This is a genomic window from Clostridium sp. JNZ X4-2 (assembly GCF_054889485.1).
Window position 1 is genome coordinate 2829387 of record NZ_CM142685.1, and the last position, 25359, is coordinate 2854745.

Below are 25359 nucleotides of genomic sequence, written 5' to 3' on the forward strand. Positions count from 1 at the left end.
TATTAATGTAATTAATTATTACTAAGAAAATATATGTATTTAATAATAAAATTTATATGTTAAGCTTTATTTATGTAATATTACCATATTAATATCAATATTTCAATAAATATTGATACATAATAAAAACAAATTGACTTCTTTGAATATTTAGTATATTATATATTTATTAATCAGCAACTGCATCTAAATTTACTTCTTATATAAAGCAAGGTGATTTGATGTATACAGAAAATACAGTATATATAGTGGGTAATGCAAAAACTAATGTTGATAACGCCATTACCATTAGATTCAATTCGTTCTATATAGGTTTTGTGGTGGATTTAAATACAGGTAAGATACTTGATTTGAATTCATCTTCCACATTGAAGACCACTGATGAATTTATAAGATCCCTTTTAATGGGCAGAAGTCTTAAAGCCTTTGATAATGAATTAGAAAAGCAGATAATAAAAAGATATCATGGTTCCTCTCAGAGGGCCATCATTGTAGCTTATAAGGATGGAATTAAAAAATATAATGAAATCAAAAAGAAATATTTTTAATTTTACTGTTTTATTTATGATAAATAAGCTATCCTTATTTTAAAGTAAATGAAAGCCAGTAAAAGCACAATACTAATAGTGCTTTTACTGGCTTTTTTATATTAATTTCAAGGAGGTAATCTTAATGAAGATAAAGGATATAAAAATAAGAAAAATATCCGTTCCACTGAACACCCCGTTTAAAACTGCACTGCGTACTGTGGAAAGTGTAGAAGATATTATAGTGGAAATATACACGGACACAGGCAATATCGGTTTTGGAGAAGCCCCGCCTACCGGGGCCATAACAGGAGACACAACTGGAGCAATAAAAGGGGCTATAGAAGATCACATAAAGAAATCCATCATAGGTATGGATATAGAAAACTTTGAAGCCTTAATGCAGAAATTAAACAGCTGTATTGTAAAAAATACCAGCGCAAAAGCTGCGGTGGACATAGCCCTCTACGATTTATACGGTCAATTGTATAAAGCTCCCTTATATAAGCTGCTTGGTGGATTTAGAAAAGAAATAACAACGGATATAACTATAAGTGTAAATAACCCTGATGAGATGGTAAAGGACAGCATAAATGCCATAAAAAGAGGATATAAAACCTTAAAGATAAAGGTAGGTAAAGATTCTAAAAAAGATCTGGAAAGAATGAAAGCTATAAGACAAGCTGTAGGATATGAAGCCGGCCTTAGAATAGACGCCAATCAAGGATGGAAACCTAAAGAAGCAGTAAAGGTGTTAAGAGAGATGGAAGATGCAGATCTTAAAATTGAACTTGTAGAACAACCTGTTACAGCACATGATGTAGATGGATTGAAGTTTGTTACAGACAACATATCCATACCGGTTTTAGCAGATGAAAGTATATTTTCTCCTGTGGATGCTCTAAATATTCTACAGAAGAGAGCAGCGGATCTAATAAATATTAAGCTCATGAAAACAGGTGGATTATACAATGCATTAAAGATATGTGCTCTGGCAGAAATATATGGAGTTGAATGCATGATAGGATGCATGCTGGAAGCAAAAGTAAGCGTTACTGCCGCAGTACATCTGGCCTGTGCAAAAAGTATAATAACTAAAATAGATCTGGACGGTCCTGTTCTATGCAGAGAAGATCCCATAAATGGGGGAGCAGTGTTTAATGAAAGCAAAATAATACTTACAAATAAACCTGGACTTGGTATAGAATCCATAAATTATTTATAGGCTAACACGAATTTCTTAAGTTAAATTCTTAGGAGATTCTGTAGGAATATTATATGTTTACTTAATAAACCTAGGAGGGAAAAAATGGGTACGAATAATTTAAAAAAATTGTCGCTTACAGCACTGATTCTAATGATATTCACCGAGGTATTTGGGTTTGCTAATATGCCAAGAGCATTTCTGCTTATGGGATATTCTTCTATTCCCTGGTATGTAATATCAGGGATAGCCTTCTTTATTCCATATTCATTTATGATGGCAGAATTCGGATCTGCCTTTAAAAATGAAAGGGGGGGAATTTATTCTTGGATGAATAGATCAGTAGGCCCTAAATATGCTTTTGAAGCTACATTTATGTGGTATGCATCATATGTTGTTTTGATAGTTGATATGTGTTCTCTTATATGGATTCCCCTTTCAAATCTAATATTTGGGAAAGATGTAACAGCCACTTGGGGGTTTTGGGGACTTAAATCCACACAGGTTATAGGAATCCTCAGTATTGTTTTTATAATAGCCATAACATTTGTGGCTACCAAGGGCCTGAAGGATATTTCAAAGGTTACTTCAGCCGGAGGCACTGCAGTTATGCTTCTGAATGTTCTTTTAATTGTAGGAGCTTTGATTGTACTTGCAGCAAATCATGGTCATCTTGCGCAGCCTCTTAGTTTTACAGTATCTCCAAATCCAAAGTACAACAATGGGCTTTCGATTTTATCTTTTATTGTGTTTGCCATATTTGCCTATGGAGGAATCGAAGTTGTAGCAGGACTTGTAGATCAGACCGAAAAGCCTGAAAAAAACTTTGCCAAAGGTATTACCATATCTGCAATAGTAATAACATTAGGATATTCCATAGGTATATTTATGTGCGGCATTTTTACAAATTGGAAACAGGTACTTTCCAATCCAGATGTTCACCTGGCTAATGTTGCCTATGTCATAATGCAGAATCTGGGCTATCAGCTGGGAATCAGTTTGAATTTAAGCCAGTCCGCAGCACTTTCACTGGGTGCATGGATAGCAAGATTCGTTGGATTGTCAATGTTCCTTGCACTGACCGGCAGCATTATAACTTTAATATATGGTCCCCTGAAGCAAATAATAGAAGGTACCCCAAAGGGCCTATTTCCGGAAAAAATGACAAAAATAAAAGATGATATGCCCAAGAATGCAATGTGGATACAGTGTATTGTAGTTGTTTTGCTGCTGCTGCTTCTTACAGTTGGCGGAGAAGGAGCATCTAAATTTTTCAACATAGTTGTAAGCATGACAAATGTGGCATTGACAATTCCCTATATGTTTATAGCGGGGGCTTTTGTGCCTTTTAAAAAGAAAAAAGAGATTGTCAAGCCCTTTGTAATTTTTAAAGGCTATAAAACTTCATTAATTTGGGAGATAGTTGTTGTGTTTACTATAGGTTTTGCAAACTTATTCACTATAATTACACCGGCACTTCAAGGTGATATGCAAAGCACTATATGGATGGCTGCAGGTCCTGTAATTTTTTCCATTATAGCATTTATACTATATTCCAATTATGAAAAAAAGAACAAAATTTCAAAACAAAAAGTTAAAAATTAGGGGGTATAAAATATGCTGTATGAAGAAATATTGAATACAATAGACTTTAAAAAATTAAACTGTGGGTTTATTATAGAAAACCTTAAAACAGGAGAAAAAATTGCCCATAATGAAAAGGTGGCTGTGCCTTCCGCAAGTCTTATAAAAATACCCATAATGATGGAAATATTGGAGCTGGTTAAAAAAGGCACCCTTTCCCTTAAACAGAGAATAACAGTTAACGATGAGATTAAAGTACCCTTCAGCATACTCAATCTTTTGGAAAGCGGTAACAGCTATACTTTAAAAGATATAATCACTTTAATGATAATACAAAGTGATAATACTGCTGCAAATATACTCATAGATCTTGCAGGTATGAGTAATGTAAATAATTATATTAAAAAACTGGGACTTAAAAATACTGTACTTCAAAGAAAGATGATGGATTCAGATGCAAGAAAAGAAGGACGGGAAAATAAAACCACTGCCGCCGATATGGCAAAATTCTTTGAGATCATCTATAAAGGCGTAAAAGTGGGAAATCCCTACAATATCCTAATGAAAAACATATTGACTGCTCAATTGGACAACAGTGTCATGAGACTTTATATTCCAGACGATACCCTTATTGCACATAAGACAGGAGATCTGGATGGAATAAGTCATGATACAGGCATAGTATACCTTCCCAATGTAGACTATATTTTCTGTGGTCTTACATGGGGTGCTCCTGTTAACAATCTAGCACGGGACACCATTGGAAGAATGTCCAAAATAGTTTACGAACATTTTATAAACCCGAAGCAGTAATTTACCTTGCCTATATTTATGTATAATTCAATGAAAGGGGTGGAGAAATCCGCTCCTATTTTACATTGGAATTAATTGTCCATTATATACTTTATTTTTCTTCATTCAATAAAAAACTATCCAGCAGTAGATAACCTTGAGAATCAGAGTCCACTTCACCATGTACATCCTTCCTGTCTTATGGCATTCATTTTCCACTATTAAAGCCTGCTGGAATTTTCAACAAATTATCCCTTACTCACATTTCCTCATCATATCGGCAAAGGATAGTTCAGACAAAGATGAAGGTGAAACCACAGCCGCCAAACGACTTATGAGCAAGTTATATAAGAGGTATTGTAACAAGTATTGGAAGTAAAATTAGGCCATCTAACAAACCTATAACTGGTATAAAACCTGGTATAAAATCAATAGGTGATAGCGCATATCCAATTGTAATTCCTGGCAAAGATCTTTTCGATTACTGGTGTTTCTTTCTTCTTTAAAACAATAGATACAGCAGGTATATCTAATTTTAATTTTCTCACCATAACTTTTAAATTCACTATTTAAATCTCCTATTCACTGTTCTATTTTACTGTTGTATATTAAGGCCCGAATTATTCATGAGCTCAATTTTTATGGTTATTATCGTAAATCTAATGATAGGATTTGAATTTTTAATTTTTTGTATTAGTTCAAGACCTATCTTGACCTTAAAATTAAGCAAAAAGAATGTAACCTAAAAGTACATATCCCCAAAAATGGTAGACTACCCTCCTTGACATCAAATGTAAACGCTGCAATATTTTGCTTTTAAATCATACGTTCATTTAGAACGTGATAGGAATATTTCCTATGCTGTCAAGTATTTTAAAAAACAGTTTTTTATATGGATAACTGCTGCATAATCTAAATTTCAGATATCTTCCGCCTTTCACTATCTTAGCTGCAACCTTTATTAGCTTCATACGAATTGTTTCAATTGTCCTAGATTTCATTAGTCAATCCATCAAACGTAAGTAATGGGTGGTATCCATTGGAACCATAGTGAGAATTGTAATCTGAGCCATACTGCGTACCATAGGTCTCAAAATTGGTGGAATCTATATCAAAAATAATATGTTCTGGTATTTCCAAAGAATACATTTTTGTATACTAATGGCTGCAGTTTCACATCACATTCTATTCAAAAAGACCTGTTGGTGAATTTTATTCACCAACAGATCTTTGATTTATGTCTTTTCTAAGATTATTTCATTGAATCCATAATGCTGTCAGAAATTTTACCCCTGAAACCAGCATCATCCTCTTATCCTTTTCCATACTGGGTCTGAATGATATTTCCATTAAAAAGCTTCTTTTAAACTTTTTAATGGAAAATTACCAACGCAAATTTTAATTTTCCATTGAATCTCTTTTGAGAAACTCCAGCAAAACTTCTACACGTTCTCTTTGCTTTTTTTCTAAAAATTCAGGTGTCCAGTTATAAAATCCTCTACCGCTTTTACTTCCCAGATCACCGGATTCAACTTTACTCTGTATAAGCTTGGAGGGAACTTTATAATCACATAAATCTTTAAATAAATATGTTGATATATTATTAAATATATCAAGCCCTCCCAAATCCGCACTACACAAAGGTCCTGTAACAGGCAGTCTTCTTCCATGTCCATATTCCATGGCTTTATCCACCTCTTCCGGTTTGGCCCATCCTTTTTCAACTATATACAGTGCTTCTCTAAGCAGTGCCAATTGAAGGCGGTTTCCTATAAATCCCGGGCATTCTTTTTCCATACGCACACCTTTTTTCCCTATAAACTCCACCCATTTCATTGTTTCCTCCATTATATCCCCTGAAGTTTTTTCTCCTGGTACAACTTCTACCAGTGGAATCAGCTGAGGCGGATTCCAAAAGTGTGCAACAACTACTCTCTCTGGATTTCTTGTATACCTTGCTATATCTGTAGGGCTAAGTCCTGATGTATTGGAAGCAAGAATTACTCCACTGCTGCAAATACTATCTAATTGTTTGAATATATTCTGCTTCAATTCTAAATTCTCAGCTACACATTCTATTACAAGCTGCACATTCTCAGCAGCTTTTTCAATAGTATTAACACCTTTTATCCTGTCTAAAATTTCCCTGCATTTATCCTCCTGAAGATTTCCTTCATTTTTTAAGAGCTTCAAACTGGATTTTATATTATTAAACCCTCTATTCAAACTCACATCTGTTCTTCCATACATCTTTACATTTAATCCTGCTTCCGCAGAAAGCAGTGCTATACCATGTCCCATAGTTCCTGTTCCAAGCACACTTATGTTTTCAATACTCATTTTATTTCAGCTCCTCTTATAAATTTATCTATCTATACATTATATATAAATTTAAAATTCTTCGTAGGTTCTGGGATCCTGGTTGTTGTTTCTCCCTGATTCTCGGGTAAGTCCACAGATTGTCTTCATCTCTTCTTCCGACAATTCAAAATCAAAAATATTAATATTTTCACATTGGTGCTGACCTGAAGATGCCTTTGGAATAGGAATTGTCCCCAGCTGCAGATGCCAACGCAATATTACCTGGGAAACAGTCTTTTTATGTGATTTTGCTATTTTGTCTACACTTTTTTCTTTAAGTATACTGTTGCCTCTACCCAGTGGACTCCATGACTCCGTCATAATTTTATGTTCTGCATTCCAAATCCTCTGCTTCTGCTGGTTGAAATATGGATGGAGTTCAATCTGATTTATACTGGGAACTATACCCGTTTCTTTTATTAATTGTTCTATATACTCCGGTACAAAATTACAAACCCCTATGGATCGAATCAGTCCTTGTCTTTTTAGTTCTATTAAAGCCTGCCATGCCTCCACGTACAAATTAGCCCTTGGGTTAGGCCAGTGAATCAGATATAAATCATAATAATCCAGTCCGGCTCTAAACAATGACTCCTGAACTGTTGCAATTGCCTCTTTATATAAATGATGGCGTCCGGGCAATTTGGAAGTGATAAAAAGTTTATCTCTTGATACAGAGCTTTGCCTGACTGCTTCACCTACAGCTCCTTCATTTTCATAATTGAATGCAGTGTCAATCAATCTATATCCCATATCAATTGCACTCTTTATTATTTCTACTCCAGGGGTACCGTTTAAAGTATAGGTTCCAAAACCAATGGAGGGAATTTTTAGCCCGTCATTTAATTTTACTGCTTCATCTAATATTTCACTCATGTGTAAAGCCTCCTTTTTTATAATTATAATTCAACAATAATATTAATACAATTTAATCTATAAACTGTACAGTGAAATGAAAAGAATTGACTTCATGAGACATGTTTGGAAAAATTTCCAAAATAATTTATGTTCATCTTTCCCAGATTGTATAATGACCTGCATAAATATGCTTCTCATTGGAATACTAACTTTAGAGGTGATATGTATGTCCAAGAGTAAAAAAAATTTACAGGAAAAATGCAGCAGTACAGCTGATTCTATTCCCAAAAATAATCAGAATCAAAATCACAATACCAAAAAGCAGGCCCTGGGACCAAATACAAAAAGATGATATATATGAACAGCTTATATATCAGTATTGAGGAGCACCTTCTTCATGATTTCAGGCCATCAGACTATTTGAGGAAAATATATTCGACTTCATTATTTCAGCAATATCCATTTGATATGCTGTATAAACTAAATACTACAAAACAATCCCCTAAATATCATGAAGAAGGCAGTGTATGGAATCATACTCTCCTGGTAGTAGATGAAGCCGCCAAAATAAAAATGAAAAGTAAGAACCCCAAAGTATTCATGTGGGCAGCACTTCTTCACGATATAGGTAAACCTTCTACAACAAAAAAAAGAAGGGGTAGGATAACATCCTATAATCATGACAAGGTAGGATCTGAACTGGCAAAAGAATTTCTGTCATGTTTTACAGAGGACAAAAATTTTATTTATGATGTGTCCAATCTTATCAGATACCATATGCAGATACTTTTTATAATAAATAATCTTCCCTTTGCGGACATACGAGGTATGGAAAATCACACAGATATTGAAGAAGTGTCTCTTTTGGGCTTATGTGACAGAACAGGCAGATTAAATGCAGACAAATTAAAAGAGGAAAAAAATATTAAAGAATTTCTCAAGAAATGTAAAAATCATATATGCCGGCAAACATGATTTTCTATAAATAAACTTCAATAAAAATCATCGGTTCATGAGTGTTTCATATAAACCGATGATTTTTTTCAAATCACTTCATTGACTGTATGATGCTGTCTGAAAGTTCCTCCATTGAGCTAATATCGTATTTTTTCATGCTGGAGCTCAATGATATTTTTTTATCTAAAACAGTCATTTCTTTCATTCCACCTAAAAATTCACCCATCAATTTCCCTGATTGAGGAGCCCATGATCCATTTTCCATTAGGGCAAAAGTACGTTTCTGAAGATTCAATGCCTTCATATCCATTAAATAATCAAGCATTGGCGGATAGATTTTCATATTATAGGTTACACATGCAAGAACTACATGGCTGTATTTGAATGTCTCTGAAATTAAATAGGATACATGAGTTTGTGAAACATCATACATGACCACATTTTTCATCCCTTTTTCCACTAATTCTGTTGCCAGACGGGTGGCAGCTGATTCCGTATTGCCATACATTGAGCCATATACTATCATTACACCCTTTTCTTCAGGTTCATAACGGCTCCACTTGTCATACTTTTCAAGAAAATATCCTAAATTATTCCGCCATACCGGCCCATGCAGGGGACAAATTTTCTTAATATCCAATTTACTGGCTTTTTTCAAAAGTGCCTGGACATTAGGTCCGTACTTACCTACAATGTTTGTATAATACCTTCTGGCATCATCAATCCAATCACGCTCAAAGTCTACCTCATCATTAAAGAGCTTTCCATCCAGTGCACCAAAAGTACCAAATGCATCAGCAGAAAACAATACACCATTTGTAGTATCATAGGTAACCATAACTTCCGGCCAATGTACCATAGGTGCAGTTACAAATACAACATTATGTTTTCCAAAGGACTTGGTATCACCTTCTTTGACTTCTGTCACTTGTTCGTCTGCACTAAAACCAAACTGCCTTATAAATACAGCTGCTTTTTTTGTACATATGATCTTTACATTGGGATAGCGGAGAATAACTTCCTCAATGCAGGCTGCATGATCTGGCTCTACATGGTTGATTACCATGTAATCTAAAGTTCTGCCATGAAGAACTGTCTTGATATTTTCAAGGAACTGACGGCAAACTGACCAGTCTACAGTATCAAAAAGCACAGTTTTCTCATCCAAAAGTATATAAGAGTTATAGGAAACACCTCTTGGAATTGGATGAATATTTTCAAATAATGCAAGACGATGATCACTGCCACCGACCCAATAAAGATCTTTATCTACTTTTCTAACACAATACATATTAATCCCCCTCGTTATATTTATTTTATGTTTCTTTTAAAACACTAAATCAGATAATATTTCTTCAAAAAAACCTTCATTCTTCAAATAATCTAGTAAGTGAAATATCTATATCTTTCACTGCATCATGAAGTACTGCACCTGCAGAATCACTCTGTCAAGCATATAAATACACTGCCTTTTTTGCTATAAAGTTAATTCTTTAACTTTATTATACAATACTTTTTATTTTAAATATATCTGATATGTGCTAAAAATATCACCTCATGGACTTTTATTTGTTATCACACCAGTTAATTTAATTAAAGGCCTGTCTTTCCACCGTATTTTATAAGTATATTTTCAATATATTTATTTTTGCACAAATACAGCGGAGTATGCCCTGCATTATTTTTTGAATTTATATCAAAGCCAAGAGAGATAAGAACTTTTAAAAAACCTTCAAAGGTTTCAGTATTACAATTCAGGTAGTCATCATGTAAAAGAGTATTGTTATACTTATCAGTATGTTTGATATCTGCTCCATATTTTACAAGAAGGTTCAAAAGTTCTACAGAATAACTAAAACTGCAGTAAAAGACAGGGGTTTTACCTGATATATTTTCAGCATTTACTTTAGCTCCTCTATCTAATAATAATTGCACAACGTCAATTTTAGGTTTTATTCTTGCACATATTCTATGTAAAGGTGTTTCTTTCAAATAGCTTTGATGACTGTTGATGTCTGCACCGCTATTGATTAAAAGCTCTATTATTTTGAAATAATTGTTTTCACAATTATCTATGGCGAAATGAAGCAGACTCTTATTATCATATTCTTTATTAACATCACCTCCACTTTTTATAAAAATTTTAAGCTCATCCAAATTCCCCTCCCCTATTGTTGTTGAAATAGATTTTGGTCTTGAACCAAATAAAATATCATAAATCTTCATAATATTTACCTCCCAATAGATTTTATGATGCAGTTCTAAAACTCATGCTTTTTTGCCTCTAAAAATCAAGCTGATTCATGTTTGCAATAACATCGAATTGTCAAAGTCATAAATAATGGAATGGCAATAATTGCTGCAGCACTCATTACATAAGGTGCCCAAAAACTAAGAGAACCGATTTTCAGAAAAGTAAGTCCCGTAAGTTCAACTCCAAAACTATTTCCCATGCCTGTACCTCCAGATGGCAGAATCATTCTTACCCACTTCATCACATTGCTTCCGGAAATAGACTCAAGTATAAAGGGCATTATGCAGAACACAATGCTTATCATAATGGAATTTACTGTGTTTTTGCATTTTGCAGATAAAAACAATGTAAAACTCACAGTTGCAAGAAGTGTCAGCACGCCTGCAGCTGCAGTAAGCATCTGAAATTCTCCCACACTTAAAGCCGGCAGACAAATGCCTCCAATACTTTGAAGTGATGTTTTCAAACTGTCCCATCCAAATGCCCTGTTTTCAATAATACTAAAAATGGAAATACAAACTGCAAAAGTTATGCCGCAGATCAAAACAGCAGAAATTATTTTACATGAAGCAAGTTTTACCCTGCCGTATTTGGTACATCTAAGTATACTGTCCGCCCCTGTCTGATATTCTGAAGAAAAAATGGGTGCAGTAATAAATGTACATATAATCACCAGCAAAAAGATCAGCATAATAAGATAACTTCCTGCATCACCACTGCCATATCCATATGTAAATTTAAAAGGCTTATCTACCTTCTCATATAGCGCAAGGGCCTGTTTTTGGGCCGACGGCTCTGCAATTCTGCTCTTTATCTGCTGGGTATATTTTTTGTAGAAATTTGCTGATGCCTCCCTGGGAGAAATTTTGCTTAAATCCGCAGGGGTTTTTGTCTGTGGATCTGCATATACACTTTCCAAAAGTCTTATTATATGTTGAACGGGCAATATTTTTTTATCGTAGGCTGCTTGTGGAACATCAAACTTATAAATACTTCCATACTTCTTTGTAATTTGCTGATAATTTTCAACTGCTTTCTCTATCTTGTCCGGTGTAATATTCCCCTGAAATGTGGAATTCTTGTTTGCCTGTATGGCCCTTATACCAGAAGCGGTAATACCTTTCCCATTTTTGTCCATATAGCTTCCTTGAACAAAGGATATGGGAAAATATGCCATGATTCCTGACATCAGGAGTGCTGCCAGCAGTAAAATCCAAGTTGAGCGAGTTTTTAAAACCCTTTTAAGCTCCAGATAAAGAATACCCATATCAAATTCCCTCCTTTACAATTTCATCCTGTGGAAACATCCATAAATACAAATCTTCAAGCCTTGGAACAGCAGCTTTTGAATCAGGTATATCTGGTGTATCCGACAAATATCTTATAGAAAGATTTCCATTTTCCTCATTTCGTACATTCACAATACGGGTACTTTTCTCATAACGGGCAAGTTTTTCAGGCAATATTATACTTTTCCACACCTTTCCCTCTACATTTTTTACAAGTTCTTCAGTAGTTCCCATTGAAATAATCTTCCCTTCTTTCATAATGGTATTGCAGGTAGCAATATATTCCACATCCGAAACAATATGAGTGGAAATAAGTACAATTCTGTCCTGTGCAAATTCTGAAATAAGGTTGCGGAATTTTACACGTTCCCCTGGATCAAGTCCACTGGTGGGCTCATCCAGAATTAAAACTTCAGGATCATTTAAAAGAGCCTGTGCAATACCCACCCGTCTTTTCATACCTCCAGAAAGTTTGGAAATTTTCTTTTTCCAAACCTGGGTAAGGGTAAGGATTTCAAGCAGTTCACCTATCTTTTTCCTGGTGTGCTTTTTGGAAAGCCCCTTTAAAACTGCAATATATTTAAGATAATCCATCACTGTAAATTCAGGATAAAAGCCGAAATCCTGGGGCAGATATCCGAAAATACTCCGATAAGCCTCCTTGAGCACGCCAATTTCAATTCCATCATATAGTATTTTCCCTGAGGTTGGTGCCATAATGCCGGCTATCATCCTCATTAGAGTGGTTTTTCCAGCACCATTTGCACCAAGAAGACCCCATACACCGGGCTCCAACTTAAGGCTTACATTTTCAACAGCTACTTTGTCTTTATATTTTTTGGTCAAATTACAAATTTCAAGTTCCATAACATTCTCTCCAATCCGGCTCAGATGTGAAACTCTTTATAAGTAAATTCCACCTGAACCCCATAATTCCTTTATTAAATAACATAAGAATCACATATCTTGTTTAATTTATTCATCATCTGATATATCTGAAAAACAAGAATCACTGCAAATAAGATACTGAGGGTAATCCATGCATTTAAATAAGTTCCGTAGTAAATTTGTGGTAATAATTTATGGATAAACGGCTGAAGCACCAACATAAATAGTGAAAAAACTTCACAAGAAAATACAGCATATTGCCTGTTGCTATGTCCAAGAATAAAAATATAACCACAACAGCATATTAAAAAAGGCAATAGTAAATAGAGTGATATTAAAACTGCTGGAATATTCACCTTGTTTATGACAAGGGAAGCTATGGCAATGAAGAAAATACCGTCGCCAAAAGAAATAATCAGTACTCTGCTTGAAAGTAATTTTAAAATTGAAATACCCGCACCCAGTTCCACCTCATACATTTTATATTTCTGTGATCTGTAGAACACAAACAAACCCGACATATTGATGAAAACTGCACATGAACAAAGCAGATCCCCTATATGATTATTTACAATATATTTAAAATCTCCATCAAAAATTGTATTCAGAAGTAAAAGCATGAAAACCAACAGTATTCCCTGAAATAGCCATATTTTCCTGCCTATAAATGGTATCTGGCGGAACAGGAATTCAAAATATCCGATTTTCTCTCCTGTTTTGTATTTTTGAAATTCCTCCTGTGCCCTATTGACAAGATTATCAACAGAATTTTCTGAGTATATGGGAGATGTATTCAAAGCCCTTTTTAAATCCCCACATAGTTTTTTACCCATAATATCTTTCACCTTCCTTCAATATCTTCTCTGATTTGTTTCAGTGCTGCCCTTAAACGTGATTGAACAGTTCTAAGGGGTACATTTTCTATATCTGCAATTTCTCTCATGGATAAATCCTGTGCAAAACGAAGTAATACAATTTCTCTGTATTTTTCAGGAAGCTTCTCTACAAATCCCCTCAAATCCACATCAAATTCTGTTTGCTGGAATCCGGTTTCCATATAGGAAAGATCTTCAGGCAGAGATTCTGTGCTCTTTTTTCTCCATATATCAACACATACATTGGAAGCCACTTTATAGATATAGGACTTGAATTTTCCACTATGAACGTATTGCCTAAAATATCGGACTATCTTTAAAAATGTTTCCTGAACTGCATCTTCCGCAGTCTGGCGATTTGGTGTATGCCAAAGGCAGTAGCGAAATATGTCAGGATAATAAGACCTTATCAAATCATCCAGACAACTTGTGTCATCCTTTTCAGTTTTTTTCAGTATTTTACGTTTATGAACCACAGTTTATCCTCCTAAATATCCTCCGAGAACGTCCTCTATATTATATAACGTTTATAAATGAAGAAATGATTTAATCTATACACAATTTATAACAAAAAACATGCCCGAATTTAATCTTCATAAACTCAGGCATGCCTTTTAATAATTAACTGTTCCAATTTTATTTTTCAAAGAAAATCTTCATGTCATCCTCTACTGAGCCTATACCTGCGATTCCAAAATTGTCCACCAATACTTTAGCTACATTTGGAGAAAGAAATGCAGGAAGTGTAGGTCCAAGGTGAATGTTTTTTACACCAAGATACAATAGTGCAAGAAGTACTATTACGGCCTTCTGTTCATACCAGGCAATATTGTATACTATAGGAAGCTTGTTGATATCATCCAGTCCGAAAACCTCTTTCAATTTCAATGCAATTACTGCCAGGGAATAGGAATCATTACATTGTCCTGCATCCAGTACACGAGGTATTCCACCGATATCACCCAATTTAAGTTTATTGTACTTATATTTTGCACATCCTGCTGTAAGTATAACTGCATCTTTTGGAAGTGCCTTTGCAAAATCAGTATAATAATTTCTGGACTTTGCCCTTCCGTCACATCCTGCCATAACCACAAATTTCTTTATGGCACCTGTTTTTACTGCCTCTACGATTTTATCTGCCAGTGCAAGAACCTGGTTATGGGCAAATCCACCTATGATTTCACCCTTTTCTATTTCAACAGGAGGTGCACATTTTTTTGCATGTTCAATAATCTCTGAAAAATCTTTTTCTTCTCCTATTTCACCTGGAATATGCTTACATCCTGGAAATCCTGCTGCGCCAGTGGTATAAAGCCTGTCTTTATAGCTGTCCTTAGGAGGAACTATACAGTTTGTTGTCATAAGAATAGGTCCATTAAAGCTTTCAAATTCTTCTTTTTGCTTCCACCATGCATTTCCATAGTTTCCTGCAAAATGAGAATACTTTTTGAATTCCGGATAATAATGGGCTGGAAGCATTTCTGAATGGGTATATACATCTACTCCTGTTCCCTCAGTCTGCTTCAGAAGCATCTCCATGTCCCTGAGGTCATGGCCTGAAATAAGTATACCAGGATTGTTTCTCACCCCTATATTTACTTTTGTAATTTCAGGATTGCCATAGGCGGATGTATTTGCCTTGTCCAAAAGTTCCATTCCGTTTACACCATATTTCCCAGTTTCAAGTGTCAATCCTACCAGATCATCCACAGTTAAACTGTCATCCAATGTTTTTGCCAGGGCTTTTTGTATAAATGCATCCACTTCCTCATTATCTTTTAACAGTGCATTTGCGTGTTTGCTGTAGGCAGAAAGTCCTTTCAATCCATAAGTAATAAGTTCACGCAGGCTTCTTATATCTTCATCTTTTGTGGAAAGAACTCCAACTTCATCTCCTGCTGCTTTTGCTGCAAACTCATTTCTATCTGAACTGTCCCAGGTTGCTGCTTCTGGAAGTTTGCTTCCATTATCCAGCTGCTTTAACAGTTCTTTTTTCTTCTTCAAGGTTCTAAAAATTCTTGAAATTATCCTATCTTCATCAAAATTTGCATTTGTTATTGTAGTGAAGAGATTAAGTGTTACAAGATGATTTATTTCACTGCTTACTTCTTTCCCCTCTTGACGAAGTGCTGTGGTAACTGCAGATATTCCCTTCGTTACATATACAAGCAAATCCTGCATAGCTGCTACTTCAGGTTTCTTGCCGCATACTCCTCCTTTGGTACAGCCTTTACATCCTGCTGTTTCCTGACATTGATAACAAAACATTTTATTTTCCATGATTATGTTCCTCCCCGTTTCTTTCTATGATTCTATATTAACAGGAGTTTTAAAAAAGTTCCGTAACATAAGTTACAAAGCCTTCTGTTTTTTATAAATTTCAAAAACACTTTCTTTATGATAAACTGGATATGGTTGTTATTTATTCAGTTCTTTCAATAAATGTTTATGTACACTTTGAGGATGGACACTCTTCTGAAATCTATGCTTGAATCCGGCTTGCCCTGAATTTTTTCTTTATAAATGCCAATTTTTCGTTTCGAATGCAGTATATTGTCTTCTATATTGAAATTATTATTAAAGTAGGCACCTTACAATCAGTGCCTACTTTAATATTTACTCTTGAGGTACATAATATTTTTATCTCGCTAAGGGTTTATCCCTTAGGACAATTATTATTATATACAATATTTGTTAAATATTAATGACATATTTGTAAATTTTGTGGAAATAACCGCCAGAGCATAACTTCTTTCATAGCTCTAACAGCAAGATAACTATCCTCTCTTTTCTCTAAGGCACAAATAAGTTAATGCCCAGAAAAAAATGAACCCAAATCCAGTTAACACTGCTGCTGCAATTTTCCCATTACTGCTTTGCATCCAGTTTTCCATCATCGTCAGCCTTGAGGCAATTCCAATAAGCCCTAAAATCCATATAAATGGCAGAAAAGGCCACCACATCCTTCCATCCTGTTTACTACGGCTAAATACCAGAATAACACTGCCAATAAGCAAAATGGATATTATTAAAATTCCCAAAGAATTTGACAAATGTACAGTCAGCAGGGGTGGAATAAATATTTCAATCAATATAAATGAACCAATTATCAGAGAACAGATGAGCCATGTAAACAGAAAGGAAGCAACCTTTCCTCTAATAACTTTTGTATAAATACTCTTGTGTATTATAAAAAATACAATTCCTACAAATAAAAAGCTCAACAGGCAGTTTATAATCAATACGAGAAAATTTATTCCCTTACTTGGAACAGTCAATGCACCTAGCAGTTCAAAAAAGGAGCTGATGCCAAAAACCAGACCTGCCAATTTCAATATTTCTTTTCTGCTGGATTTGCCAAGATTGTGAATTAATTCATCCGCCGCCAGCTGTGGACTTTTTCCAAAGAATTCTTCAGCAGATTGTCCATCCTCCTGGGCAGAAATTATATCTTGTAAAATCTGCAGTAATAAGTTTTCTATCTCATAATCGTCATAAAATAATCCGGCACTGCGGATGTATACCAGCAGCTGTTCATAGTACTTTTTATTCTCCTCCCTCAATTTTTCACGTAACTGATTATTTTGTTCAATAATTTTGTTCACAGAATCCTTTTGTTTATTCATGCAGTTTCTCTCCTTTCAGGCATATGAGATTATCAACCTTAGACGCCAAATCCTCCCACTGCTCAATAAAATCTCTGCAGTGAGCCTTTCCCCCTGGGGTTATACAATAATATCTTCTGTCCGGACCCTCCGGTGAAGGTTTTATTGTGCTGGAAAGATAACCTTGCTTTTCTAATTTTTGCAGCAGCGGATATACGGTACCGGCAACTATTTCCTTAAACCCGTGTTTTTTTAGCAGCTGAATCATCTCATATCCGTATACCTGATTCTCTAAAACAATCAAAAGCACGCATCCTTCCAGCACACCCTTCAAGAGCTGAGTCTGCTTCAAATTATCCCTCCTCACCTCATCTATTGTGCAATACATATTAGCTTTGATATTATTATATGCCAATTCACCTATTATGTAAAGCATAATAGGTGAAAAAATTTCTATGAGTATTTAAACAAGTTTTTTTCTTAAAGTATAACATATGCTAAATGCTAAAAACGCTAGGGATACTGTTAATACGGTTCAGATGTAAATAAGCATTTCTTATAAGCAAACTCCATCTGGGTCTAAGAATCACTTGATGTGCAGGAATTAGTAATTTTCTCATTTTTAACTCTTTTATTATTATATATAGATAAAAATATTACTAAAATTAAAATCAAAAGACTCCACAAAGCTGCTTTAAATAATAACAGCACAAATGATAGGATGAGTATGGAAATTGCAATTTTCAGCTTGATACTGTGCAGCAGCTTAAATCCAGCAGCTAATCCAATTATTGCATTAGATAGGAAAAATACATTGGCACAGGTTATAATTTTATCCAGATTTATGAGGTTTACAGCAGACAGGAATAAAACTACAAAATGTATACATACAAGTGTTATGATAGCATTAGTTGGGCTCCCATACCTGTTTATATATGACAGATATGCAGGCAGCTTATTGTTTGCTCCACGCTGTGCACTCATTCTTGAAACTCCCCCGACTACCATAAGATAGGTGCACATGCATAGTCCTGATGCAGCAGCAGTGATTACAGGTAAAGAAAATGAACCAAACAGCGGAGTCATGATTGCCAATATATCGTGATTGCTGGCAGACACATTTTGTATGGAAAGGGCAACAATAATATATAAGCTGATAATTACTATTAAGCTTACAGTCATTGCTTCAACAAGTGTTTTTTTAGGATTTTTTATATCTTCAATATAGTTGCCTACAATTTCCCATCCTATGATTGCCCAAAATAAAAGCAAGAGAGTATATCCAAATTTAGAAATTGAAAAGGACGTCTGGGGTACATGTACATTTGAAGCAAAAATCAGTGTATACATACTTCCGCAAAACAATAGTACAGCTGTAAATCCTGTTAAGATTAAGGTGACTTTTCCCAGAGCTTTTACACCATACATAAGAATCAGGGCACATATGATCTCCATCCCGAATGCGATTATCTCCACTTTTATATTTGAAAACAGGCTGAAGTTTTTTAAAAAGTCTGCAGCTGTAATCATCACTGCCGTAGGGCCAAAGCAAACTGCAGCTGTGAGAAAATTTGAAGTCAGTTCCCTAAAAAAATCTCCAAAGGCATTTCCAACTGCAATTGCAGCACCTTCATTTCCAGGGCTTTTCAGACTCAAGAATATAAAAACATAGGCAAATATAATACCCAGCAGCATTATAATAATCCAGGCAGCTATTGCCCACCCCCCAACCAGCCTGTAGGCAATGGGCGGCAGCAGTATTATTCCTGATCCCAGTACCGAGCCTGCTATGAGGCCGGAAAGTGTTATTGTTCCAATATTTTTACTCATATTTTACATTTAGTGATAGGATTTAATAATCAAACCTTCACTAAACTTCACCCCCTATTTTTTCTAATCTTGTTGCAGCCAACTGTATTTTTTTAAAATTTAATTGAAAAATTCATTGAATTTCCAATAGATTTATATTAGCATAAGATTAACTATTAATAAAATTGAATTATTTGAAAATACAATTCGATTTTATTGAATTCACTGGAGGTATATTATGGAGTTTAGAAATATGATAACATTTTCGGAAATTGCCCATTTGAAAAGTTACACCAGGGCGGCAGAGGAATTAGGATATGCTCAGTCTACTATTACAACCCAGATTAAACTTTTGGAGGAGGAGCTTGGTGTAAAACTGTTTGAAAAAATCGGAAGAAAAATACATCTTACTTTAAAAGGCGAAGTATTTCTCAAATATGCAGAAAATATAATAAGTCTTACAGAAGAGGCCAGGGAAGCGGTGAGCGGTGTAGATATTCCCCGTGGAATTTTAAGAATAGGAATTGTGGAGTCCCTGTGTACTATGAGACTTCCAGAACTGCTCAAAAATTATCATATGAAATATCCTGAAGTAGAAATCATAATTAAAGTTGGAGTTTGTTCGGATTTAAGAAGTATGCTCAAAAACAATATAGTTGATCTGGCGTTTATTCTCGATAAAACAACTGTTGATCCAGATTTGATATGCTGCATATCCTGCAATGAACCCATGATATTTCTTGCCTCTCCAGTAAACAGGCTTGCTGACAAGAAACAGGTTACAATGGAAGATATTAAAGATGAGCCTTTAATTGTAACGGAAAAGGGCTGCAGCTATAGAAATATTTTTGAGAAAATGTATCAAAAATCAGATCTGAAACCTAATATAGCTTTGGAAGTTGGAAGTATTGAAGCAATTAAAAGTTTCACCATGAGTAATCTAGGAATAACCCTGCTTCCCGTTATGACTGTAGAGAAAGAAATCCAAAATGGACAGCTTGTCGGGTTTGATCTGGATGGATGTGAATTTAATATGGCAACACAAATACTATATCACAAGAATAAGTGTGTAACAGCTGCAATGAGGGCTTTTATATCAGAAGCCAGGGGCTAATCACTCAATTATGAGAGTAGGTATGGGGAGAGAGATACCCACTCCCAAAGGCCATATAACTCCCAGCAGATGTTTAAACCATATTTTCCGGCTTGATAATATGGTCAAACTGTTCTTCTGTCAAATATCCCAATTCCACAGCAGCATCTTTCAAACGGATTCCTTTTTTATGGGCAAGCTTTGCAATCTCTGCTGATTTATCGTAACCGATGTATGGATTAAGTCCGGTTACCAGCATCAAGGACTTATCCAGATTTTCCTTCATTTTATCCACCTTAGGTTTTATCCCCGATGCACAATTATTGTTAAAGGATACAATTACATCTGACAACAGCCTGACAGATTGTAAAAAATTATATATGCACACTGGCATGAACACATTCAGCTGGAAGTTTCCCTGTGAAGCACCAAAAGAAACTGCAGTATCGTTGGCAATTACCTGGCAGGCCACCATAGTTACAGCTTCGCACTGTGTCGGATTTACCTTGCCCGGCATTATAGAGCTTCCAGGTTCATTTTCAGGAATAGTTATCTCCCCAAGGCCGCATCTGGGGCCGCTGGCATACCATCTGACATCATTGGCAATCTTCATCAAATCTGCTGCCAATGCCTTTAAAGCACCATGGGCATAAACCAAATCATCCCTGCTGGTTAAAGCATGGAACTTATTTTCGGCAGTGACAAAATTCGTATCAAGATAATTGCTGATTTCCTCCGCTGCAATTTTCCCAAAGTCAGAAGGTGCATTGAGTCCCGTTCCCACAGCCGTTCCTCCCAGTGCCAACTCTCTCAGGCCTTCTATAGATTGTTTTATATTTTTATCTCCCTTGATGAGCATCTGCTTCCATCCGCTTATTTCCTGAGAAAATGCTATGGGAACGGCATCCTGCAAATGAGTCCTTCCTGTCTTTATAACTTCCCTGTTTTCTACCTCAAGACATTCCATGGTGTCTTTCAGTATATGTACTGCCGGCAGTAATTTATTTTCTATTTCCACTACAGCAGCTATATGCATAGCCGTTGGAAAAGTGTCATTTGAGCTTTGGGACATATTTACATCATCGTTGGGATGAATGAGCTTTTTCCCCAATATCTGATTTGCCCGGTTGGCAATGACTTCATTTACATTCATGTTGCTCTGGGTTCCGCTGCCTGTCTGCCAGACCACCAGTGGAAAATTATCATCCAATCTGCCTTCATAGATCTCATCGCACACCTGCTGAATAACCTTCATTTTTTCATCATCAAGCTTGCCCAGTCTATTATTGGCCCTTGCAGCTCCCTTTTTTAAAACACTGAATGCCCTGATCACTTCTATGGGCATTTTTTCTATACCTATTTTAAAATTTTCAAAACTCCTTTGGGTTTGGGCACCCCATAATTTATCGGATGGGACTTTCATTTCTCCCATTGTGTCCTTTTCTATTCTATAATCCATAAAAATACCTCCTGTTTATTTTTTTGCTAAATCCCCAGTATGTTGGTTCATAAAATAAGAATAATATGTTATAAAACTGTATCGGCTAATCTCAATTAAGGTATAATACCAAATCCTATAACAATTAATATACAGTATATAAATAAAATTATATTCCCACCAAATCCTACCTTGGACAAAACTCTAACAACCTTATTTTCTTGTATATTTGAAGGTTTGGTATAACCTATCCCTAATACCCAGTAAACAAATAATAGAAATAAATTCAAACTACTTGAAACCATTAATGGCAGCCATTCAGAATCGCTTATTCTTAATTTCACCGCCCAGGCATATATACTAAAAACAAGTAATAAGCATGATAAAATAACTAAAGTGGTTCTAACAAATTTAATAATCTTTTTAATAATAACACCTCCTAAAATTCATATTTTTTGGGGCTGGTACATAATACCTTATATATTAAAGCCCCAGATGATCCATCGTTTTATTCTTTTAGAAAATTTTCTATTTACATTTCTCTATGATACCTGGAAAAATATATCATATAAACTACAAAAATAATTAAATATGCTATAAGTGCAAATGAAATTATAAGCAAGTTGACCTTTAAAAAGCCATATACAATCACAAGAATACCAAATACTATTCCCATAATATCAAAAGCTTTTGCTTTGGATTTGTCTTCAATGCTGGCATCCCGTTCATCCTTATCTTTTTTCCCAACAAAAAATTTATGATATATCCCGCTTATGACCAAATATACCGATGCAGATATTAAAATTGCAGATATAGTCTCCAGAGTATATCCTCCTACAAAAAACATACCCACCGATGAACTGATCAACAGTATAACTAATATTGCAATAAATACATAGTTAAAAGTTTTCATTTTCCATCCCCCTCATAAATAAAAATTTCTTCAATGCTCATGTTAAAATATCTTGCTATCTTAAAGGCCAGTATTATTGACGGATTATATCTGCCATTTTCAAGAGAGCCTATTGTCTGTCTTGATACTTCAAGAGCTGCCGCCAAATCCTCCTGTTTCAAGCCATGTTTCTTTCTTATTTCTTCCAGCCGGTTTTTCACATTCTGCCCCTCCTTATGGAAAGCAGCCTTTCCATATGTCAAGTATATCAGAATCATTCTTAATGTCAAGCACACTTTCCATAAAAATGACAGATAACCTTTCAAGACTCCCACAAATCAGCAGCATTTACATACTTAGAGCCAAATAAAATTCTACCTGAAAATAAAAAGCTGGTTACATGTCCTGATAGCACAGGTAAACTTGCCAAAGATCCCGATTGACTTGCTGAAAAACGCAGCTGGTATAAAGATGCAGTTAAAAAAGATGGACAGTCTGTATGGTCGGCTCCCTACATAGATTCCACAACGAAAAAACCTATGATTACTGTTTCAAAAACAGTAAAAGATAAAAAGAAAACACTTGTAGGCGTAATGGCAATAGATTTTTTTCTAGATAGCATATCTAAGGAGGTTGAAAATTATAAAAGCATTGACAAAAGCAATCTATTTATTCTGGATAATAAAAGCGGCAAATACTTTGTTGTTCCAAGCAATGATAAAAGTATTAATAATATGGAAAATAAAAAAACAACATTAATTAATTCAATAAATAAAATTTCTGCAGTTTCTGAAAACAATGTTTCTAGCTCTGAAGAAATCAATTCATCAATAGAAGAATTTAGCTGCTACTATTCAAAATATTTCAGGTTCTATAGAAACATTATGAAAGATGGCTAATACTCTTGAAAATATATACTTCTATGCCAAATTCTTTTTCACATCTTCCCTGCTTTTCTTTTTTGAACCCAGTGCTTTATAAATAATTCCAAGCATTATAAAGCATACAGGTGTTACAAATAGAGCTACACGAGTTTCACTATTGAGGGCCAGTACAACTAATACAAAAGCAATAAATGCTAGAATTCCATAGTTGGCAATTGGGTAAAAAGGCATCTTGAATTTGCCTCTGGCCGCAAATGCAGTGTTGGCTTTGCGATATTTCAAATGACAGATCACTATAATAGCCCAGATAAAGCAAAATGTAGATATGCTGGTAATAAGTACAAACACACCTTCCGGCATAATATAGTTCAGAATAACTGAAATCAAAATAACTGCTGCAGAAAACATCAAAGCATTAGAAGTACTTTATGAGAAGTCAATTTTCTCATTGAATCAGGTGCATTGCCTTCTTTAGAAAGAGAGTAGACCATACGGCTTGTACTAAATATACCGCTGTTGCAGGCAGAAGCTGCCGATGTCAGCACAACAAAGTTTATAATACTTGCTGCTGCTGCAATTCCCACTCCAGCAAACACCTGTACAAAAGGGCTTTTATCCGGATTAATTGAATTCCACGGATATATGCTCATGATGATGGCAAGTGCTCCGATATAGAAAATAATAATTCTAATTGGAATATTGTTAATGGCCTTTGGAATAACATGCTCCGGATCCTCAGTTTCACCAGCTGTCAAACCTACCAGTTCAATTCCCGTGAAGGCAAATACAACCATCTGGAATGAAAGTATAAAACCACCTGCGCCATTTGGAAACCAGCCTCCATGATTCCACAGGTTTGCAAAGCTGGATACACCTGCATTTGTAGAAAATCCCCTTATAATCATAAATGTACCCACTGCAATCAATGATAAAATTGCTTAGAATAAAAATATTATTATGCAAAGTCATTCTACCAGCAACAAATTTCTTATTCTCCAAAAGGTATATAATTAAATTTCACAAAAGAAAACTTGAAATTAACTTCCATTGGTGATAACTTAATCTATGGATACTTTAAAAATATATAAATTGCAAAATAAGAAATGGTGTATTTATGAAAAATGATATGAAAATCAACAGATACCTGAAAAAAGCAGAAGAGGCTTTTGAAGAGGACAACCTAATTAAAGCACTGAATCTATACAAGAGGGTTTATGAACTTTCAAAGGGTAAAGATATAGATGCAATAATCAACCTGGCATTGATATATGACTTCTGGGGAAAATCAAAAAAAGTAAAGGAATATTACAAAGAAGCTTTAATCATAAATGACTGTGAAGAAAGGGCTTATTATGGGTTGGCTGCAATATATGATGATGAGGGAGATTATGAAAAAGCTATAAAATTATATAAAAAAGCCATTTATATAAATCCCTGCTATTATAAGGCCTACTTTTTTCTGGCAAATTCATATGATGTATCCGGCAAAAAAGATCTGGCAATAAAAACTTATAAAAAGCTGTTGAGTTTGAACCCCACTGATTTTTGGGCGAATTTAAACTTGGGAAGCATTTATGAAGAAAAAGATCAAAATGAGCTTGCATATAGGAGATTCTCAAAAGCTTTGAAAATAGACCCGAATAATTATCTGGCCCTGTTCAACATGGGTGTGATCTGCCGTAAATTCAACATGTCGGAAAAAGCTGTCAGATTCTATGAAAGATCTATTGAAAAAAATAAAAATTATGAATACAGTTACTTGAATTTAGCAGTAATCTATAAATATAAAGATACAAAAAAAGGCATAAAAATTTTATCCTGTGGAATCGACAACTGCAGTGAAGTTCATTTTTTATACTACAACAGAAGCTGTTTCTACGCATTGATAAATGAGGAAAACAAGGCCTGTGAAGATATAATAGAAGCTTTAAAATTACATCCTCAATTTTTAAAATATATTCTGGAAGATGAAGAACTTGAAAGAGTAAGACAATTGAATTCATTTAAAAAATTCATTGGAAATACCACATAAAATTTGTATTTTAT

The 25359-nt window shown here is 34.9% G+C and carries 25 protein-coding genes and 3 pseudogenes; 9 read left to right on the plus strand and 19 right to left on the minus strand.

The annotated features are described in order from the left end of the window. Nucleotides 1–221: 221 nt before the first annotated feature. The 4 genes from ACYUJ6_RS13590 (at nt 222) to ACYUJ6_RS13605 (ending at nt 4128) form a co-directional block, all read left to right on the plus strand. Entirely contained in the window at nt 222–548 is a 327-nt protein-coding gene (locus ACYUJ6_RS13590; protein ID WP_461843291.1) for a DUF3870 domain-containing protein, read from the plus strand. Nucleotides 549–672: 124 nt separating this feature from the next. After that, a complete protein-coding gene (locus tag ACYUJ6_RS13595; protein WP_461843292.1) occupies nt 673–1752 on the plus strand; it encodes a dipeptide epimerase in 1080 nt (359 codons plus the stop codon). An 84-nt stretch (nt 1753–1836) separates the two neighbouring features. Then, entirely contained in the window at nt 1837–3336 is a 1500-nt protein-coding gene (yjeM, locus tag ACYUJ6_RS13600) for a glutamate/gamma-aminobutyrate family transporter YjeM (protein ID WP_461843293.1), read from the plus strand. 12 nt (nt 3337–3348) lie between these two features. Then, complete coding sequence (locus ACYUJ6_RS13605; protein ID WP_461843294.1) at nt 3349–4128, plus strand: serine hydrolase; 780 nt, start codon at nt 3349–3351, stop codon at nt 4126–4128. A gap of 328 nt (nt 4129–4456) precedes the next feature. Here ACYUJ6_RS13605 and ACYUJ6_RS13610 read toward each other — a convergent pair. From ACYUJ6_RS13610 to ACYUJ6_RS13630, 5 genes and pseudogenes are all read right to left on the minus strand, one after another. After that, nucleotides 4457–4658, minus strand: a pseudogene (locus ACYUJ6_RS13610) (DUF1232 domain-containing protein); the annotation flags it as partial. A 282-nt stretch (nt 4659–4940) separates the two neighbouring features. Next, complete coding sequence (locus ACYUJ6_RS13615; RefSeq protein ID WP_461843295.1) at nt 4941–5108, minus strand: transposase; 168 nt, start codon at nt 5106–5108, stop codon at nt 4941–4943. Continuing rightward, nucleotides 5098–5256: a transposase gene (locus ACYUJ6_RS13620; RefSeq protein WP_461843296.1), complete on the minus strand. Its 159-nt coding sequence runs from the start codon at nt 5254–5256 to the stop codon at nt 5098–5100. Before ACYUJ6_RS13620 ends, ACYUJ6_RS13615 begins: the two co-directional genes overlap by 11 nt. Nucleotides 5257–5505: 249 nt before the next feature. Then, nucleotides 5506–6447: a 3-hydroxyacyl-CoA dehydrogenase family protein gene (locus tag ACYUJ6_RS13625; RefSeq protein WP_461843297.1), complete on the minus strand. Its 942-nt coding sequence runs from the start codon at nt 6445–6447 to the stop codon at nt 5506–5508. A 51-nt stretch (nt 6448–6498) separates the two neighbouring features. After that, on the minus strand, nt 6499–7344 hold the full coding sequence (locus ACYUJ6_RS13630; protein ID WP_461843298.1) for an aldo/keto reductase: 846 nt from the start codon (nt 7342–7344) through the stop codon (nt 6499–6501). A gap of 208 nt (nt 7345–7552) precedes the next feature. Between ACYUJ6_RS13630 and ACYUJ6_RS13635 the strand changes: the two genes are divergently transcribed. Then, nucleotides 7553–7678, plus strand: a complete 126-nt coding sequence (locus tag ACYUJ6_RS13635; protein ID WP_461843299.1) for a hypothetical protein — start codon at nt 7553–7555, stop codon at nt 7676–7678. A 5-nt stretch (nt 7679–7683) separates the two neighbouring features. After that, on the plus strand, nt 7684–8301 hold the full coding sequence (locus tag ACYUJ6_RS13640) for an HD domain-containing protein (RefSeq protein ID WP_461843300.1): 618 nt from the start codon (nt 7684–7686) through the stop codon (nt 8299–8301). A gap of 73 nt (nt 8302–8374) precedes the next feature. Here the strand turns inward: ACYUJ6_RS13640 and ACYUJ6_RS13645 are convergent, their stop codons facing one another. From ACYUJ6_RS13645 to ACYUJ6_RS13690, 10 genes are all read right to left on the minus strand, one after another. Then, nucleotides 8375–9574 (minus strand): FprA family A-type flavoprotein, encoded by a 1200-nt coding sequence (locus tag ACYUJ6_RS13645; RefSeq protein WP_461843301.1) that lies wholly within the window; start codon nt 9572–9574, stop codon nt 8375–8377. A 302-nt stretch (nt 9575–9876) separates the two neighbouring features. Next, nucleotides 9877–10509, minus strand: coding sequence for an ankyrin repeat domain-containing protein (locus ACYUJ6_RS13650; RefSeq protein ID WP_461843302.1), 633 nt, complete (start codon nt 10507–10509; stop codon nt 9877–9879). A 65-nt stretch (nt 10510–10574) separates the two neighbouring features. Beyond that, nucleotides 10575–11804, minus strand: coding sequence for an ABC transporter permease subunit (locus tag ACYUJ6_RS13655; RefSeq protein WP_461843303.1), 1230 nt, complete (start codon nt 11802–11804; stop codon nt 10575–10577). 1 nt (nt 11805) lies between these two features. Next, nucleotides 11806–12693: an ABC transporter ATP-binding protein gene (locus ACYUJ6_RS13660; RefSeq protein WP_461843304.1), complete on the minus strand. Its 888-nt coding sequence runs from the start codon at nt 12691–12693 to the stop codon at nt 11806–11808. 74 nt (nt 12694–12767) lie between these two features. Continuing rightward, nucleotides 12768–13547: a hypothetical protein gene (locus tag ACYUJ6_RS13665; protein WP_461843305.1), complete on the minus strand. Its 780-nt coding sequence runs from the start codon at nt 13545–13547 to the stop codon at nt 12768–12770. An 8-nt stretch (nt 13548–13555) separates the two neighbouring features. Next, nucleotides 13556–14065, minus strand: a complete 510-nt coding sequence (locus ACYUJ6_RS13670; protein ID WP_461843306.1) for an RNA polymerase sigma factor — start codon at nt 14063–14065, stop codon at nt 13556–13558. Nucleotides 14066–14225: 160 nt separating this feature from the next. Further along, nucleotides 14226–15872, minus strand: coding sequence for a hydroxylamine reductase (hcp, locus tag ACYUJ6_RS13675; RefSeq protein WP_461843307.1), 1647 nt, complete (start codon nt 15870–15872; stop codon nt 14226–14228). Between the two features lie 497 nt (nt 15873–16369). Next, entirely contained in the window at nt 16370–17218 is an 849-nt protein-coding gene (locus tag ACYUJ6_RS13680; protein ID WP_461843308.1) for a DUF1129 family protein, read from the minus strand. After that, on the minus strand, nt 17211–17549 hold the full coding sequence (locus tag ACYUJ6_RS13685) for a PadR family transcriptional regulator (protein ID WP_106008429.1): 339 nt from the start codon (nt 17547–17549) through the stop codon (nt 17211–17213). Before ACYUJ6_RS13685 ends, ACYUJ6_RS13680 begins: the two co-directional genes overlap by 8 nt. A gap of 227 nt (nt 17550–17776) precedes the next feature. Continuing rightward, nucleotides 17777–19027 (minus strand): APC family permease, encoded by a 1251-nt coding sequence (locus ACYUJ6_RS13690; RefSeq protein WP_106008430.1) that lies wholly within the window; start codon nt 19025–19027, stop codon nt 17777–17779. 217 nt (nt 19028–19244) lie between these two features. Between ACYUJ6_RS13690 and ACYUJ6_RS13695 the strand changes: the two genes are divergently transcribed. Further along, entirely contained in the window at nt 19245–20120 is an 876-nt protein-coding gene (locus ACYUJ6_RS13695) for a LysR family transcriptional regulator (protein ID WP_106008431.1), read from the plus strand. Nucleotides 20121–20193: 73 nt separating this feature from the next. On the opposite strand, the gene fumC is transcribed toward ACYUJ6_RS13695, so the two are convergent. From fumC to ACYUJ6_RS13710, 3 genes are all read right to left on the minus strand, one after another. Then, the gene (fumC, locus tag ACYUJ6_RS13700) at nt 20194–21558 is read right to left on the minus strand and encodes a class II fumarate hydratase (RefSeq protein WP_106008432.1); all 1365 of its coding nucleotides are present in this window, start codon (nt 21556–21558) and stop codon (nt 20194–20196) included. A gap of 511 nt (nt 21559–22069) precedes the next feature. Then, nucleotides 22070–22450, minus strand: coding sequence for a hypothetical protein (locus tag ACYUJ6_RS13705; protein WP_242977472.1), 381 nt, complete (start codon nt 22448–22450; stop codon nt 22070–22072). Then, nucleotides 22447–22650 (minus strand): helix-turn-helix transcriptional regulator, encoded by a 204-nt coding sequence (locus ACYUJ6_RS13710; RefSeq protein WP_106008433.1) that lies wholly within the window; start codon nt 22648–22650, stop codon nt 22447–22449. The genes ACYUJ6_RS13705 and ACYUJ6_RS13710 overlap by 4 nt, the downstream gene beginning before the upstream one ends. A gap of 243 nt (nt 22651–22893) precedes the next feature. Between ACYUJ6_RS13710 and ACYUJ6_RS13715 the strand changes: the two are divergent. Next, nucleotides 22894–23328, plus strand: a pseudogene (locus ACYUJ6_RS13715) (PDC sensor domain-containing protein); the annotation flags it as partial. A gap of 21 nt (nt 23329–23349) precedes the next feature. Here ACYUJ6_RS13715 and ACYUJ6_RS13720 read toward each other — a convergent pair. After that, nucleotides 23350–24251: pseudogene (locus ACYUJ6_RS13720) on the minus strand (amino acid permease); the annotation flags it as partial. Nucleotides 24252–24427: 176 nt separating this feature from the next. On the opposite strand from ACYUJ6_RS13720, the gene ACYUJ6_RS13725 reads away from it, so the two are divergent. Then, a complete protein-coding gene (locus ACYUJ6_RS13725) occupies nt 24428–25345 on the plus strand; it encodes a tetratricopeptide repeat protein (protein ID WP_461843309.1) in 918 nt (305 codons plus the stop codon). Nucleotides 25346–25359: the final 14 nt, after the last annotated feature.